A 16,565-nucleotide genomic window follows, 5' to 3' on the forward strand; every position below is an offset into this window, starting at 1 on the left:
GGCATGACGGTTGCGATCGAGATGGGGCAGACCACGGCAGGCGCCGCGGCGGCCATGGACCTCGAGGAACTGCTGGCGACCCGTCTCCTGGTGCAGGGCAATTCGGGTTCCGGCAAATCACATCTGCTGCGGAGGCTGCTGGAGCAAAGTGCGCCCTGGGTGCAGCAAGCCATCATCGATCCCGAAGGCGATTTCGTCTCGCTGGCCGAGCATTTCGGCCATCTCGTGATCGAGGCCGAGGATCACACCGAGCGCGGCCTTCAGGTTGCCGGCGAGCGCGCGCGGCTGCATCGCGTCTCCACCGTGCTCAATCTCGAAGGGCTGGATGCCGAGAACCAGATGCGGCGCGCCGCCGCCTTCCTCGGCGGGCTGTTCGACGTGGACCGAGACCATTGGTATCCGATGCTGGTGGTCGTCGACGAGGCGCAGCTGTTTGCGCCTGCGGTGGCGGGCGAAGTCTCGGACGAAGCGCGAAAATTGTCGCTCGGTGCGATGACCAATCTGATGTGCCGCGGCCGTAAGCGTGGGCTGGCCGGCATCATCGCAACCCAGCGGCTGGCAAAGCTCGCCAAGAACGTCGCGGCGGAAGCGTCCAACTTCCTGATGGGCCGCACCTTCCTCGACATCGACATGGCGCGCGCCGCCGATCTGCTCGGCATGGAGCGGCGGCAGGCCGAATCCTTCCGCGATCTCGAGCGCGGACAGTTCATGGCACTCGGCCCGGCCCTGTCGCGCCGGCCACTGCGTTTGAATATCGGCGCGACCGAAACCCAGCCGCGCAATTCCACCCCGCGGCTGATGCCGATGCCTGAAACCACACTCGAAAATATGCGCGCCGTGATCCTGGCCGCGCCGCCGCCCGATGCCAGCCGGCCGCAGCGCCGGCCCGCGCCTGATCTGCTCGAACAGCTCCGCGCCGCGAAGGCTGCGGCACCGGAGATTCGCCCCGAAATGATCGAGGTGCCGGTCAGTGCCGAGGAGCTCGCCGAGCGGCGCCAGCGCGTCGACCGCACCTTGCGCGCCGTGCTCGCCGCGCCTGATGCCGGTTTCCGCGCGGTCGGCGTGCTCTATCAGGAGTTCGTCGTCCGCTGCCGCATCGAGGGGCTCGGCGCGGCCGTGCCTGACCTCCACGAATTCCGCCGCATGCTGACGCATGCGCGCGCCGGGCTCGGCACCGATCTCGCTGGCGACGATGCCTGGCAAGACGTCACGCTGCGCGCTTCGATCCTGCCCGACGACATGCAGGGCGTGTTCATGATGATCGCGCGCGCGGCGAAAGAAGGCTGGCCGTGCCCGGGCGACGCCGCCATTGCCCGCGCCTATGGCTCGCATTCACTGCGCCGGGCGCAGCGCCTGCTCGGCTACATGGAGGAGCAGGGCCTGATCGTCTGCCAGCTCGACGGGGCCGGCCGCAGGTTCGTGACGCTGGTGGAGCTGGCCTGGGCCACCGCGCCGGGCGATCCCAATGCCGACGATCTGCCGGCGCAGAACGCGGCTTCGGCTTGATTGCAGCCACGACAATGGTGCGCTCCCTCTCCCGCTTGCGGGAGAGGGTTGGGGAGAGGGTATCTCCACAATGAGCGCTCCCGCCGTGGAGAGAGCCCTCACCCGCGCCTTCGGCGCGACCTCTCCCGCAAGCGGGAGAGGTTACTGACCCGCGGCACTAGAACGCTCCCGCCACAGTCAGGCGGAACGTCAGCGGCTCGAGGGGGTGCAGCACATAATCCATCACACCGTTCTGGCAGACTGCCGCCGGCGCGGTGCCTGACGTGCAGAGATTGTACAGCGTGTCGGTCTTGAGCAGCGAACCATAGGCATAAGTGATCTGGTTCGCCTGCGTGTTGAAGAGATTGAGCACATCGAGCTGAAGGCGCCAGCCGTTGTCGATGCGATAGCCGAGGCGTCCGTTGAAGATGCTGGTCGCGACCGAGCGAAACGCATTGTCTTCCGTCAGCGGGCTCGACGCCAGATAGCGCCAGCGCAAGGACCCGAACCAGCCCGTCTTCTCGCCGAGCGTGATGCCGGCCGAGGCCACCATCGCCGGCGCATTCGGAATGTAATTGCCGGGCGCGTTGCCGAACTGCGCCTCGGGATAGCCGGCGAGGGAGGCGTAGACCTCCGCCTGCTCGCTGTCAGTGCCGCGAAAGCGCGCATGCGTCATCGCGACGTCGGCGTCGATGTCGATCCACGATCGAGGACGATAATGATTGGTCCACTCAAAGCCGTAGCGGCGGCTGGCGCGAGTCGCCGAGGTATCGCCGGCATCGCCGGAAAACAGAATCTCGGAATCCTGGTCGAGGATGAAGATGCTGAGCGACGTGTCGAGGCCGGGAACGATTTTGCTGCGAACACCAATTTCCGCGCCACGCGTGCGGACCAGCAGCGGCGACGGCGTGAGCCTTGTGGCAGGATCACTCGGGTCTTCGGTCGTGGTCGCGCCGCGAGCGTCGTTGGAATGCATGCCGTAGCCGGCGCCGAGGAAGAATTCGGTCTGGTTGAACGGACCAAGCGCCACCCTGAATTTCGGGCTGCCGAGCGCGGCATCGGCGCGGCCGGAATTGTTTACGTTGAACAGCGATGTGACGTCGGTGGCGTAGTAATCGCCGCGCAAGCCAATTGTGGTCCGGAGCCAGTCTGTCCAGCGCACGGTGTTTTCGGCGAAGAGACCGACACTGCCCTCGCCGACATTGTCACTGCGGACGTTGGAGACGAAGCCGCGCCGAAAATTGTTGGTCAGCGCCAGATCGATCGCATCATAGCGGGATTGCAGGCCGATGGTGGTCTGCATCGGCAGCCCCGCGAACGAGCCGTCCAGCGTGCGTGAGATGTTGGCGCCGGCCATCAGGCGGTCGTCGTGCTGGTGGAACTGGTCGCCCAGCACGGGATTGCTCAGAAAGTAGGTGAAGTTGTTGAAGAGATCGAGTTGGCTCTTCACGACATAGGCGTTGGCGTTCCACGACCCCACATCGTCACTCTGCGCGATGCGGGCCGAGAGCGCGAAGCGATTGGTGTTGCCGCCGTCGCTTGGATCCTCCGAGCCGAACCGGTCGAGCAGGCCGGTCGCGATCACGCGCTGCGGCACCTGGTCGGTCGAATTCCATTTGTTCGCATAGGCCATGCCGGTGACGGACACGCCGTCGGTCGCGGTGCCCTGGCTGTACCGCACGAGGCCGTTGAGCTTGCGGACATTGTCCGGATTGTCCCACGGGCCGTTATAGGTGCCGAGTTCGCCCGCGACGAGCAGCGAACCGTCCCCGACCTTCGCTGAGTCCATGCCGAGCAGGCGGCGATAGCCGAAGCTGCCGGCGGTCACCTGCGCAAGACCCTTGGTGCGGTCGATCAGGCCGATGTGAACGCTGCCGACCGAGGCGAAATCGCCCTCGTCGGCGAAGTACGGCCCCTTGCGCACGTCGATCGCGGCAATAGTTTCCGGGATCAGCCAGTTCAGGTCCGCATAGCCCTGGCCATGCGCGTGCGTACGCATGTTGACGGGGACGCCGTCCACCGTGATGGCGAGATCGGTGCCGTGGTCGAGATTATAACCGCGCAGAAAATACTGGTTGGCTTTACCCTCGCCGGAATGCTGGGTCACGATCAGCCCCGGCACGGCTTCGAGCGCTTCGCCCGGCCGTGCGAAAGGGCGTGCGTTGATCTCCTCGCCGGAGACGGTGATCTCGCTTGCCATGCCGGGCGGGCCCTTGACGCCTGAGGCGACGCTGCGCGCGTTCGGTGCTTGGGTTGCTGTCGGATCGACAACGATGCGGCCGTTCGAGCGGACCGGTTTGCCGGCTCGTCGCGCTACGGCCGGTTTCTTGTGAGGTCTCGTCTCGTCGCCGGAGACCTGGACCGGCGGCAACTCGCGCGAGGTGCCTGCGTTCTGCGCGAAAGCGTCGCCGCCATCTGCCAGCAGCACCAACGCCGAAAATGCCGTCAGCGCGCCGCAGCATCGGCCGGGCTCAAACCGCCTCGGTGGCATCGGCGCATTCGAGCACTTTTGGCGCGGCCGCGTAGCCGAGCGCAAACATGCGGCGATAGAGCACGACCGAGACGAGCCATGCGATCGCGAACAGCGCGATCACGGCGAAGCCGACATTTGCGAGCGAGTCGTTGAGGCCGTCGACCAGCGCCCACACGCCGCCAGAGAGACCAAGGCGATCCGCGATCAGCCCGAGCGCCTCGATGCCACCGATCAACAGCGCCACCGCCACGGAGGCGCCGGTGATCGTGAGGTTATACCAGAGCTTTCGCAGGGGATCGACGAAGGCCCAGCGATAGGCGCTCACCATCAGCGCGGAGTCGGCGGTGTCGACCAGCGCCATGCCCGATGCGAACAGCGCCGGGAAGACGAGAACATCGACGAGCGACGCGCCGCGCGCGGCTTCGCTGGCGGAGATGCTGAGCAGGCCGATTTCGGTTGCGGTGTCGAAGCCGAGCCCGAACAAAAAGCCGAGCGGGTACATGTGCCAGGGCTTTGTCACCAGGCGAAACATCGGGCCGAGCAGCCGCGCCAGAAGCCCGCGTTTGGCAAGCAGGGCATCGAGGCCCTCGGCGTCGTGAATGCCCTGCTCCCGCGCTTCGCGAAACGTCCGCCACAGGCCTACGAAGATGACGAGATTGATGGCCGCGATCAGCAGCAAAAACAACGCGGAGACCGACGTGCCGATGAAGCCGCCGATCTCCCTGAGCAGGCCGTCGCCGCCAAGGCTCCCGACACCGAGGCTCACGACGCCGAGCGCGAGCAGCATGGTCGCGACCACCACGATGGTGGAATGGCCGAGCGCGAAATAGAGACCGGCGCTGCGCGGCGCGCCGCCGGCCTGCATCAGCTTGCGCACGACATTGTCGATGGCGGCGATGTGGTCGGCATCGACGGCGTGGCGCAGGCCGAACACCCATGCCAGCAGCGCGGTCGCCATCACCGTCGGCCGGTCGCCGAACGCCGCGAAAGCCCAGACCCACGCCGCGACATTGGCGGCGATCAACCCGCCGAACAGCAGCACCATTCCGGGCTCGACCGCCCGCAAAGACCATCTCGTCACGACAATCAATCCGTCCGCTGCACGCCCATCGCATGGGCGGTATGATCTTTTCATAAGATGGTCATACTGACCAGTGCAATTCAGGGGAGCCGCTTTGCAGGAATGCTTGTGGCCTTCCTTCGAGACGCCCGCTGCGCGGGCTCCTCGGGATGAGGTCTTGTTTCGCTGCGAGATGCCAAATCCTCATGGTGAGGAGCCCGCCAACGGCGGGCGTCTCGAACCATGCAGGCCGAGATGGCGCTAGGCAGCCTCGGAGCCGCCGAGATAGGCGTCGCGGATGCGGGGGTCGTCCTTCAGCGCACGGGCCGAGCCGGACAGCACGATCTTGCCGGTCTGGAGCACATAGGCCTCGTGCGCGATCTCGAGCGCGAGGCTGGCATTCTGCTCGACCATGAAGACCGAGACGCCTTCCTGGTTGATGGCACGGATCAGCTCCAGCACGCGATCCACGTAAAGCGGCGACAGGCCCATGGTGGGCTCGTCCATCACGATCATCCTGGGACGGCTCATCAGCGCGCGCGCCATCGCGACCATCTGCTGCTCGCCGCCGGAGAGCGAGCCGGCGCGCTGCGACAGCCGCTGCCCGAGCTTCGGGAACAGCGTGAGCATCTTGTCGAGATCCTGCGCCACTTCGGTGCGATCGTTGCGCACGAAGGCGCCCATCAGGATGTTTTCGCGCACGCTCATGTCCGCGAACAGCCGCCGCGCCTCCGGCACCGAGGCGATGCCGCGACGGACGATCTGCGGCGTGGTCAACCCCAGCAGCGAGGCGCCGTCGAAAGTCACGTCACCGGAACGCGGCTTCACCAGGCCGAGGATGATCTTCATCGTCGTGGATTTGCCGCTGGCGTTGCCGCCGAGCAGGCAGACGATGTGGCCGCGCGGAACACTGATCGACAGGTCGAAATGCACTTGGGCCTGGCCGTAGAAGCTATTGACGTTGGTCAGCGCGAGCAGCGCATCGGGAGGCGAATTCGTCATGCCGCGCTCTCCTGCTCCGTCGTCAGGCCGTGGCCGAGATAGGCCTCGATCACCTTGGGATCTTTGCGCACCTGCTCGCCCGGCCCTTCCGCGATCTTCTTGCCTTCGTCCATGACGATGACGCGGTCGGAGAGGCGCATCACCATTTCCAGCTTGTGCTCGATCAGGAGGATGGTCAGGCCCTCGCCTTTGAGTTCGGCAACGAGGCCCTGCATCTCCGCGGTCTCGGTCGGGTTCATGCCGGCGGTCGGCTCGTCCAGCAGCAGCAGGCGCGGCTTCAGCGCGAGCGCGCGGGCGATCTCGACGCGGCGGCGGTTGGCGTAGGAGAGGCTGTAGGCCGGCTGGTCGATCCGCGGCAGCAGGCGCTCGCCGAAGCGCGCGAGGATGGCTTTCACCTCCTCGCGCAGCCGCTCTTCCTCGGCCTTGACGCTGGCCGGCCGCAGCAATGCCAATCCCAACTCCAGCAGCGGGCCGATCAGCGGCACGGCGGGCTTGACCGCACGCAGCCGCGTGTGGGCGCCGATCAACACGTTGTCCATGACGCTGAGATTGCCGAAGACGCGGCCGAGCTGGAACGTGCGCGCGATGCCTTCGGCGGCCAGCCGCTCCGGCGAGAGACCCGTGATGTCCTGACCTTCGAAGTGAACTGTCCCGGCGTCCGGCCGATCGAGCCCGGTCACGAGATTGAACAGGGTCGTCTTGCCGGCACCGTTCGGGCCGATGATGCTGATCAGCTCGCCCTTGGCGAGGTCGAGATCGATGGCGTCGACGGCGGTCAGGCCGCCGAAGCGCCGCGTCAGCCCGCGCAGGGACAGCATGGTCGTGTGCTGCTCCGCCATCACATCGTCCCCAACAGGCCCTGCGGCCTGAACCGCACGAGCAGCAGCAGCACGATGCCGTAGATCAGGATGCGATACTCCGCCGCGATCCGGAACAGTTCGGGCAGCCCGACCAGCGCGACCGCACCGACGATGGCGCCGACGACATTGCCGAGGCCACCGAGGATGACGACGGTCAGCGCCAGAATGGATTGCTGCGTGTTGAAGGTCTCGTGGTTGATGTAGGAATAGAGATGCGCGGCGATGCCGCCGCTGACGCCGGCGGCGAAGCCGCCGAAGATGAAGGCGAGCGACTTGTAGCGGTTCAGGCTGAGGCCATAGGCGCGCGCGGCGATGTCGTCGTCGCGAATGGCGCGAAAACTGCGGCCGAGATGCGAGCCGAGCAGGCGTCCCTGCAGGAGCGCCAGTACGACCATCACGATAAAGCTGAACCAATAGATCGAAACTGGGCTGACCAACTCATAGCCGAACAGCGACAGCGGCGGGATGCCGGAGATGCCGATCGGACCGCGCGTGACGCTTTCCCAGTTCAGGATCACCAGCGACACGATCTCGCCGATCGCCAGCGTGGCGATCGACACGTAATGCCCACGCAGCCGGAACGACGGCGAGATCAGCGCCGTGCCGAGCGCGGCGCTCATCAGGCCGCCGCCGATGATGGCGAGGCCGACGGGAACGGAGAAGGTCAGCGACAGTAGCGCGGAGGTGTAGGCGCCGATCGCGAGCAGCGCCGCATGTCCGAGCGAGACCTGGCCGATCGTGCCCGCCACCAGGGTGAGGCTGAGCGCGAGCATGCCGAGCAACCAGGCGTTGATCAGGGTTTGGAGCACGTAGAAAGACACCGGAAAAAACGGCAGGACCGCGAAGATGCCGGTGGCGACCAGCAGAACCCAGCGTGGAATGCGAACAGGGCGGCTCGGCGCAATGAACGTGCCGGTGAGCGGCTCGGGCGGCGCCTGCCGTGCGCTGGCGAACAGGCCGTTCGGGCGCAGCACGAGCACCACGACGAGCAGCAGGAATGCGAACAAATTGCGATAGCTGGTGCCGAACACGGCGACGCCGTAGCTCTCGACCAGTCCGAGCAACAGGCTGCCGATCACCGCACCGGGCACATTGCCGGCGCCGCCGACGACTTCGGCAACAACCCCCTTGAGCGTCGCCTGCAGGCTCATCGCGGTGTCGATCTGGTTGTAGTACATGCCAACCAGCAAGCCGGAGACGCCGCCGAGCGCAGCCGCAATACCGAACACGGCCTGATTGACGCGGTTGACGTCGACGCCCATCTGCATCGCGGCGTCGCGATCCTGGGCGGTGGCACGCACCGCCCAGCCAAGCTTGCTATAGCGCAGGAACACGAACAGCAGCAGCGCGCTGGTGATGCCGACACCGGCGATGAGCAGATCAAGCGGGCCGATCGTGCCGCCGCCGACCTGGAATCGGACATCCGGCAGCTGGCTCGGCAGCGCGCGCGGATTGGGCGAGAAGGTCAGCATCACGAGCTGGTCGAGCACGAAGCTGATGCCGATCGTCGCCAGCAGCGGCGCGATGCGCACCGAGTTCTGCAGCGGGCGCAGGCCGAACCGTTCGATGATCAACCCGACCAGCGCCGCCGCCACCGCGACCAGGATGATGGTGAGCGGCAGCGGCGTATGCAGCTGCACCACCGCGACCCAGCCGATATAGGCGCCGACGAGGTAGATCGAGCCCTGGGCAAAGTTGATCAGCCGGCTGACGCCGAAGATCAGCGCGAGCCCGACCGCAACGAGGGCGTAGACGTTACCGACGATCAGCCCGTTGATCGTGTAGTCGAGCCAGGAAGACACGCAGGAGATCCCCTCAGGTCGGCTTGCCGTCCCAGAGCGCGAACTGGCCCTTGCGCACGACGAGCTCGGCATTCATAGCGCCCTTGACGCGGCGGCTCTCGACGTCGAACGTCGCCTTCCCGAAGATCACGCTCGAGACGTCCTTCACTTTCGCAAAGGCATCGCGGATGGCGCGCCGGTCGGCGCCGCCGATCTTGACGACGGCGGCCGCCATGTTCATCGCGTCATAGGCGTAGGCGTTGAACGCGTCGGGCTCCAGCCCGTTGTACTTCTTCTTGAAGCCCGTAATGAATTTCTGCACCTCGGGCCGCGGGTCTTCCGGAAAATAGCGCGTCCCGACATGGACGTCCTCGACCGCCTCGCCGCCGAGCTCCAGGAATTTCGGCGAGTAGACCGAGCTCGCGGCGCAGATCACCTGCTTCAGCCCGACCTGGCGCGCCTGGCGCGCGATCAGCGCACCGTCGGAATAGTAGGAGATCAGGATCAGTCCATCGGGATTGGCGTCACGGACGCGCACCAGCGTGGAGCGGAAGTCGCGCTCCTCCGCGATGTAGCCTTCGGTGATGGCGATTTCGGCGCCGTGCTCCTTCGCGGCCTTGACGAAATAGTCGCGGCTGGTGCGGCCCCAATCGGTGTTGAGGTGCAGCACCGCGAGCTTCTTCAGACCGAGACGTTTCACGGCATAGGCCGCCAGCAGCGGCTGCTCGTCGGCCTGGCTGACCGAGGTGCTCCACATGAAGTCACCGCCCTTGGTGAAATCGGGATGCGAGTTGGTGAAGCCGAACTGCACCAGCCCGCCGCGCTGATAGATCGGCGAGGCCGCCATCGAGGCGGGACTGGAGAAGTCGCCGAGCTCCATGACGATCCTGGGATCGGAGACGAATTTCTGGGCGATCGCCACCGACTGGCGCGGGTCGCTCTGGCTGTCTTCGAAACTGTAGGCGAGCTTGCGGCCGTTGATGTTGCCCGCTGACTGGATCTCGTCGAGCGCGAGATCAAAGCCCTGCCTCCACTGCGTGCCATATTGCGCGTTCGGCCCGGTCAGCGGACCGCTGACGCCGAGCAGGATCGGCTCGGACGATTGCGCGAAGGCGGCGCGCGAGAAGGCTGCTCCCGCCATCATGGCGGCAAGCGAGCCCCTGACCAGGGTACGACGATCGATGTTGCTCATGCACGGCTCCATCCACTTAATGTTGAAACAAGCAGCAATTTCTATGCCGGTGAGATTGGCTACTTCGAGGGCTCGCCGAGCGACAGCATCAGCCGGTTCGCCCAGTTGAAGAACGACGCGCCGTTGATGACGTCGACGATCTCCGCATCGTCGAGACCCGCACGGCGCAGCTCCTCGACATTGTCAGGGCCGAACGCAATCGGCGTCGCAGCCAGCGCCACCGAGGCCTTGACGACCGCATTCCATCGCTCGCCGAGATCGGCGCCAACGCCTTCGTCGAGCAGGCGCTGCAAATCGTCGCGGCGTTTGGAATAGGTGCTGGCGAAACGCGCATGCACGGAGGCGCAGTAGATGCAGCCGTTGTAGCGGGAAGTCGCAGCCGCCGCGAGCTCGCGCTCAGCGCGCGGCAGGCCGTCGGCGACGTTGTAGAAGATGTCCTTGTCGGTCTTGGTGCGGGCTTCCAGCACCTCGGGATCGCGCACCAGCAGGCGGAAATACTCAGACTTGGAACGGGAGCGATCGACCAGGCCGGCGAAGTGCCGCTCGGTCAGCTCGGCTTCGGGCAGCGGATCGATCCACGACACCCAGCCCAGTTCATCCTGGGTGAAGACGACGGCCGGATTGACATTGTTTGCAGCGCTCATGATGCAGCCTCCTTACGCGCCGGCCGCGGCGTTCGCTGTGTGCCCGAGCGAGGCACCGAGCACGCGCAGTCCGGTGACGACGCGCACCTGAAACGACAGGAACGCGACGAGCTGAGAGAACGTGACGATGCCGGTGCTCGACCAGCCGGCGGCGAGCAGCGCCTTCATGTCGGCTGACGCGGCATCGCGCGGGCGGAACACCAGCAGATGCGCATGCTCAAACGCCGCAACGAGCCGGGTGCCGAGATCGGGCTTGCGCTCCGCGCTGACGCGGTAGATCAGGCCGGCCTTGTTCTCGACCGACAGCGGGCCGGCGGGAAAAGCGCCGTACGGGCCGGAGGTCTCGCCCCGCGCGATTTCGACATCGACCGCTTCCACCAGGCGGGCTCCGTCGGCGGTCGCCGCGAGCTTCGTCCGATAGAAGCCGGCCACATCGGGCTCGCGGTGAAGACCGATCACGAAGAGTGCGACCGCCGCGCGCTCCACCAGCGAAAAATCGCCGGCGTCGATCGGCTCGAACAGCGAGAGATAGCTCTTCTGCGCGTTGTCGCGTGCCTGCATGCGACGCACACGAATGGCGTCGAGGGACGAACCCGGTTCGATCCCGGCGAGCGTGTCGATGATATCTTTCGTACCCATCATTTAGCCTCGTACAACGCTACTCTGCTCATTCCGACTAACCTGCCAGCGCGACATCGGGCGCCGTCCGCGTCCAGCCCAGAGCCGGCGCGACTTTCTCCGCGACCAGCTCGATCGAACGCAGGATATGGGGGTGCGGCGCATCGACCGAATGCGCCTGGAACACCAGGTCGGTCACCCGCTCCAGCGTGGCGTCGGTGCGCAGTGAGGCGATAACGTCGTCGGCCGCGCCGACATGTGTGTCGAACGCGGTGATCATCTCCTCCAGCGTCTCGCCCGGCTTGGCGTGGCCGCCCTTGAGGAATTGCGGCAGGGCGCGCCGCAGCCCGATATCGGCAAGGCGCATCGCTTCAGTCCGGTCGTCGGCGACGAACACGCTGCGCGAGGCCATGATGCGGGGCTCGCGTCCCGGCGGCAGCGCTTCGAGATAGGCATCGATGACCGGGTTCTGAATCTCGGCCAGCGTTGCCTTCGGCGCTTCCTTGGGCCTCGGCTGCGTGCGCGACAGCAACAGGCCATCGCCCGCCTTGCCGGCACGCGCGCCGCCCGCCACCGAGAACGTCGCCTGCCAGATCCGGCCGTCCAAGTGCGGCCGCTGCGGATAGAGCGTATCGCCGCCGTCAAGCGGCTTGCCGACCAGCGCGGTGCGAACGACCTGAAGATTGCGGGCAAAGATCTCGTTGCGCTGGGCGCTGTCGAGGCCGAACGCGGCAAAGGCCGAGGGGTTGCCGCCGGTGCCGACGCCAAGCTCGAAGCGGCCGTTGCAGAGCAGATCGAGCACCGCGGCGTCCTCCGCCACCCGCACCGCGTTCTCCAGCGGCAAAGTGACGATGCCGGTGCCGAGGCGGATGCGCGAGGTCTGCGCGGCGACGTAACCGAGGAAAGTGAAGGGCGACGGCAGGCCGCCCTCGCGCTCGTGGAAATGATGCTGCGCGATCCACGCGGAATCGAGGCCCGCCTTCTCGGCGCGCACGATCTGCTCGGCCGCAAAGCGATAGCGCTCAGCGGGCGGGGCCTCGTCGAGAAGCCGCGTGAAGAATCCCAGGCGTTTCAGGTTTGCTAAGCGTTTCATGCGACCCCTGTCGGGCGAGGATGGGCCCCGATGATGTCGGTTGGCGCAGCTCCAGACAAGCGGGCATTGCGCAAGGCTGCCCGCCGGGATCGTTCCTGGCTGGACTTTGCTGGGCTCTGGCTGGGCAGACTGCCTACCAGCTCGGCAATACCGCGCCCTTGAACTTGGTCAGGACGAACTCCTTGACCTCTGCCGAGTGGTAGCTGTCCACGAGGATCTTGACCCAGGGCTTGTCCTTGTCGGCCGTGCGAATGGCGATCAGGTTGACGTAGGGACCCTTCGGGTCCTCGCGCAGGATCGGATCCTTGACCGGATCGAGGCCAGCCTGGGTTGCATAATTGGTGTTGATCGCGGCGGCGTCGACGTCGTCGAGCGCGCGCGGCGCCTGTGCCGCGTCGACCTCGATGAACTTCAGCTTCTTGGGATTCTCGGTGATATCAAGCACCGTCGGCTTGAAGCCGGTGCCGTCCTTCAGCTTGATGGCGCCCTTGTCGCGCAGCAGCAGCAGCACACGGCCGCCATTGGTCGGATCGTTCGGGATTGAGACCTTGCCGCCCTCGGGGATGTCGGCGAAGGCCTTGTGCTTCTTCGAATAGACGCCGATCGGGAAATTCACGGTTAGCCCGACGGACTCGATCTTGTAGCCGCGGTCGGCCTTCTGGTTGTCGAGATAAGGCTGGTTCTGAAACGAATTGGCCTGGATCTCGCCGGCATCGAGCGCTGCGTTCGGCACGACGTAGTCGGAGAATTCGATGAGCTGGATGTCGAGACCCTGCTTGGCGGCGATCGGCTTCACGGCCTCAAATATCTGGGCGTGCGGCCCCGGTGTCACGCCGATCTTGATGGTCTCGGCCGAGGCGGCCGCCGACCAGGCGGCGATCGCGGTTGCGAGGATCAGGGGGACGCGAAACGACATCTTAGTCTCCATAACTCGGCGGCAATGATTGGAACCGTATTCGCTTCTCCGCGGGGCGAAATCAATGAAATGAAAATCCATATTGGCCGGCTGACGCGGACGACGCTTCTCCGTTCGACGCCGTGTGGGGAACGAATGCACCTGCGCAAGCGTGAGGCGTATCACGGCAAAGCGAATTTCCGCATTTCTTCAGGCACAGCTTTGAACCGCTGTTCGCCGACCCGGCGCTGTCGCTCTCCGAAAAGTCTCGCGTTGGCTGGCGCGCCCGAACACGCCGCTCAAATTGCTGAGCAATTTGCTGCTGCTCGCGGCGCTGGCGGTTGGCGTTACCGGCCTGCAGTGATGCCGGTTTACTCCAAGCGCCACGTCGCCGGCGACAGCATGATCAGGGCGCAGATCGCGGCATAGGCGGCAAGCGACACCGTGACCATCGTGGCCAGTCCCGCCATTCCCGCCCCAAAGCTCGCCACCGCGATCCAGCCGCCGCCGGCCGCAATCAGGATCCGCATGAGCGCGCCTGCGAGCGGCCCCATGGCGCGGCCCGTGCCTTGCACGGCAAAGGACGTGACGAAGCCGAAGCCGAGCGCTGCATAAGCAGGTGCGACGATGCGCAGGTAAGTCGCGCCTTCGCTCACGACCTCGGGATCGTGGCTGAACAGGTTCAGCCACGAGGTCGGGAAGATCGCCACCAACAGGCCGATCGCGCCGGTCATGATCATGCCGGCGATGCCGCTGACCCAGCCGATTTTCCGCGCCCGCGCCGTTTGCCCCGCGCCCATGTTGACGCCGACCATGGTCAGCGTCGCCGTGCTGATGCCGAACAGCAGCGGGATCATGATGTAGTCGAGTCGCGAGGCGATGCCGTAGCCGGCAAGCGCCGAGGTGCCGAACAGGCCGACCGCGCCGGTGACGAGGATGACGGTGAGATTGGTCAGCACCGCGTTGAAGGCGGTGGGGATGCCGACCTTCAGCATGTCGCCGAAGATTTTTGCGCGCAAGGGCACGATGTGCAGTCGCAGACCGGACTTGCCCGACGACATGTAGCGGAGCAGGAACAGCATCGCCGCGCCATAATAGAGGCCGAATGCGATGCCGGCGCCGCCGATGCCGAGCCGCGGGATCGGCCCGAACCCGAAGATCAGAGCCGGCGAGACCGGAATGGTCACGATCGCGCCGACCAGCGTCACCAGCGCGGGCACCTTGACGTTGCCGGCACCGCGCAACGCCGCGGCCTGGAGATTGACGATCCACACCGGGATGGCGCCGGCAAAGAGGTAGTTGGAATAGGTGGTGGCAGCTGCGAGCGCATCGCCCGCGCCGCCGAGGGCGCGATACAGATGCGGTCCGCCGACGATGACGCCGAGCGAGAACACGCCGCCGGCAATGATCGCGAGCACCACGGCGTGAAACAACGCGGCCTCGGCATCGTCGCGTCGGCCGGCACCGACCGCGCGCGCAACCGAGGAGGCAACGCCGCTACCGAAGCCGCCATTCGACGTCATGGTCATCAGCATGAAGATCGGAAACACCAGCGCGGCGCCGGCGAGCGCATCGGTGCCGAGGAAGCCGACATAATAGGCTTCCGCGATGTTGACCGCGGTTTGCGCCACCAGGACCGTGACGGTCGGCAGGGCGAGTTTGAGCAGCGTCGGCAGGATCGGCGCCATCAGCAGCGCGGCACGCTTCTGCTCGGCGGCGCCTTCTGTTACCGCGGCGCTCTCTGTTGCCGCGGCGCTTGGGACGGGCGCGAGCGCCCGGCGGAGCGGAGCCGCGGTGCGGGCCACGGCTTGCGTGGCTGACAAGGCCGGCGCGGCGGCATCCTCGACTGACATGGGTTTGATCCTGTACGTCACGGACCGCCGGACGGCCGCCTATTGCATTACAGCCATAATGTATTATTATGATCGTAATGCAATAGGCCCGGCCTCACGATTTTGTGGCCGGGCGATGGCCAGGTCGCGAGGAGGCGGGATTGGCGCGCTACGACAAGGGACACAGGGACACCACACGGCGGCACATCATCGACGTCGCCTCGTCGCAGTTTCGGGAGAGCGGCATCGCCGCGGTCGGCCTCGCCGGCATCATGGCGGAGGCCGGCCTGACCAACGGCGCCTTCTACACGCATTTCGCCTCCAAGGAGGATCTGGTACGCGCGGTGCTGTGTGAGGCGCTGGAGCGGCGCGAGCAGAGGCACAAGGACAATCTCACCAACGGCGTCGCGCTTGAGACCACGATCCGCGACTATCTCTCCCCCAGGCATCGCGACCGCGCGGCGACTGGCTGCCCGACCGCAGCGTTGGTTTCCGAGATCGCGCGGCATCCGAAGGCGACGCGCGACGCCTTTACCGGAAAAACGGCCGATCTCATCGCGCTGATGGCAGCGCAGATGCCGGATGGCTCGGCTGCGGAGCGTCGGCGACGCGCGATTTCGGTCTACGCCACCATGGTCGGCGCGCTGCAATTGTCGCGCGCGGTGAGCGACAGGCAATTGTCGGAGGAGATTCTGGAGAATGCAGTGGATGCCGCGCTGGCCCTCGCGAACGGGCGCTGATGCATGTCGGCTCTCGGAGGGAGCATGTGTGGCAATTTCCTGGCGGCTGCAATCAATCTCCGGCTGGAGCAACATCGCGATACTTGATGTGCCCGCGGCGACCGGGTTAGCGTTCCGGCGCGGCCTTAGAACTTCCCCAAGTTCACCTGAGCTCGCACCGGATCGCCGCCTGGGTCTCTCAGGCGGCGGTCCAGTTACCGCTATTCGCACTCAGCTCCTCGCGTCCACCTGGCCGTTGCGGCCGGATGACACTGCCTGCGCGGCATAGGCGGACGCGGCGGCCGACGCCGGTGAGTAGTGCGACAGGGATTCGGCGAGTTCCTCGGCCGCCTCGGTGAGCTCTTTCATGACGGCGGCACTGTCCGTTGCATGACCACCGGAGGAATGCAGCACCTCGAACGAGATTCCATTCGGAAGATCGACATGGACCTTGTCGAGCCCCGCAGTGTCGGGCGTGTCGTTATTCTGCGCCGGATCGGCATTCTGCGCTTGATCAGCGCCGGATGTCGAGGTTCCTGAAATCTGCTGGCTCGCGAGCCTCTGCACGAAATCCTCGATGGATTTGAGCGCGCTGCTGTCGAAGCCACCGCCGCCGAAGTGGACTATGCCGATCGACATGCCGTTCGGCAAGCTCACCTTGACCTCGTCGTAGGGTGTGCCATCGTTCAGCAGGGACGCGAACATCGAGACTCCATCTTGTGAATCGGCCGATTTCGCCTGCCCGGTGGACGAAGACGAACCCGCCGCGCTTCCACCACCGATGCTGCTCATACTGCTGACGCTCATACCAAACTCCACTCCATTGCAAACGCACGTTCTGCGTGCAACGAGCATGCCAGATGAGAGCGTTATTGCCATCAAGGGCTTATCGCTGATCCTGATGGCAGGTT

At 65.6% G+C, this 16,565-nt stretch carries 14 protein-coding genes; 2 read left to right on the top strand and 12 right to left on the bottom strand.

All coding sequences use genetic code 11. From position 1 onward, the window contains the following. Positions 1–3 precede the first annotated feature (3 nt). A complete protein-coding gene (locus ACVWW3_RS22030) occupies positions 4–1,506 on the top strand; it encodes a helicase HerA domain-containing protein (RefSeq protein ID WP_456648678.1) in 1,503 nt (500 codons plus the stop codon). 157 nt (positions 1,507–1,663) lie between these two features. Here ACVWW3_RS22030 and ACVWW3_RS22035 read toward each other — a convergent pair whose 3' ends face one another. The 11 genes from ACVWW3_RS22035 to ACVWW3_RS22085 form a co-directional block, all read right to left on the bottom strand. After that, positions 1,664–3,976, bottom strand: a complete 2,313-nt coding sequence (locus tag ACVWW3_RS22035) for a TonB-dependent receptor (protein WP_456648677.1) — start codon at positions 3,974–3,976, stop codon at positions 1,664–1,666. Continuing rightward, positions 3,957–5,003, bottom strand: a complete 1,047-nt coding sequence (locus ACVWW3_RS22040; RefSeq protein ID WP_456649772.1) for a HoxN/HupN/NixA family nickel/cobalt transporter — start codon at positions 5,001–5,003, stop codon at positions 3,957–3,959. The genes ACVWW3_RS22035 and ACVWW3_RS22040 overlap by 20 nt, the downstream gene beginning before the upstream one ends. 276 nt (positions 5,004–5,279) lie before the next feature. Next, positions 5,280–6,020, bottom strand: a complete 741-nt coding sequence (locus ACVWW3_RS22045; protein WP_456648676.1) for an ABC transporter ATP-binding protein — start codon at positions 6,018–6,020, stop codon at positions 5,280–5,282. Further along, positions 6,017–6,859 (bottom strand): ABC transporter ATP-binding protein, encoded by an 843-nt coding sequence (locus ACVWW3_RS22050; protein ID WP_456648675.1) that lies wholly within the window; start codon positions 6,857–6,859, stop codon positions 6,017–6,019. The genes ACVWW3_RS22045 and ACVWW3_RS22050 overlap by 4 nt, the downstream gene beginning before the upstream one ends. Next, positions 6,859–8,682, bottom strand: coding sequence for an ABC transporter permease (locus ACVWW3_RS22055; RefSeq protein ID WP_456648674.1), 1,824 nt, complete (start codon positions 8,680–8,682; stop codon positions 6,859–6,861). The genes ACVWW3_RS22050 and ACVWW3_RS22055 overlap by 1 nt, the downstream gene beginning before the upstream one ends. 13 nt (positions 8,683–8,695) lie before the next feature. Further along, positions 8,696–9,853 (bottom strand): ABC transporter substrate-binding protein, encoded by a 1,158-nt coding sequence (locus ACVWW3_RS22060; protein ID WP_456648673.1) that lies wholly within the window; start codon positions 9,851–9,853, stop codon positions 8,696–8,698. Positions 9,854–9,912: 59 nt separating this feature from the next. Then, the gene (locus ACVWW3_RS22065; RefSeq protein ID WP_354105696.1) at positions 9,913–10,497 is read right to left on the bottom strand and encodes an alkylhydroperoxidase domain protein; all 585 of its coding nucleotides are present in this window, start codon (positions 10,495–10,497) and stop codon (positions 9,913–9,915) included. Between the two features lie 12 nt (positions 10,498–10,509). Beyond that, positions 10,510–11,136: a CMD domain protein gene (locus ACVWW3_RS22070; RefSeq protein ID WP_456648672.1), complete on the bottom strand. Its 627-nt coding sequence runs from the start codon at positions 11,134–11,136 to the stop codon at positions 10,510–10,512. 37 nt (positions 11,137–11,173) lie between these two features. Further along, on the bottom strand, positions 11,174–12,208 hold the full coding sequence (locus ACVWW3_RS22075) for a putative FMN-dependent luciferase-like monooxygenase (protein ID WP_456648671.1): 1,035 nt from the start codon (positions 12,206–12,208) through the stop codon (positions 11,174–11,176). 133 nt (positions 12,209–12,341) lie between these two features. After that, complete coding sequence (locus ACVWW3_RS22080; RefSeq protein WP_456648670.1) at positions 12,342–13,136, bottom strand: MetQ/NlpA family ABC transporter substrate-binding protein; 795 nt, start codon at positions 13,134–13,136, stop codon at positions 12,342–12,344. A gap of 338 nt (positions 13,137–13,474) precedes the next feature. After that, entirely contained in the window at positions 13,475–14,956 is a 1,482-nt protein-coding gene (locus ACVWW3_RS22085; protein WP_456672112.1) for an MATE family efflux transporter, read from the bottom strand. Between the two features lie 140 nt (positions 14,957–15,096). Between ACVWW3_RS22085 and ACVWW3_RS22090 the strand changes: the two genes are divergently transcribed. Beyond that, positions 15,097–15,675: a TetR family transcriptional regulator gene (locus ACVWW3_RS22090; protein WP_456648669.1), complete on the top strand. Its 579-nt coding sequence runs from the start codon at positions 15,097–15,099 to the stop codon at positions 15,673–15,675. 210 nt (positions 15,676–15,885) lie between these two features. On the opposite strand, the gene ACVWW3_RS22095 is transcribed toward ACVWW3_RS22090, so the two are convergent. Beyond that, positions 15,886–16,446, bottom strand: coding sequence for a hypothetical protein (locus ACVWW3_RS22095; protein ID WP_456648668.1), 561 nt, complete (start codon positions 16,444–16,446; stop codon positions 15,886–15,888). Positions 16,447–16,565: the final 119 nt, after the last annotated feature.

Source organism: Bradyrhizobium sp. LM2.9, from assembly GCF_054056555.1.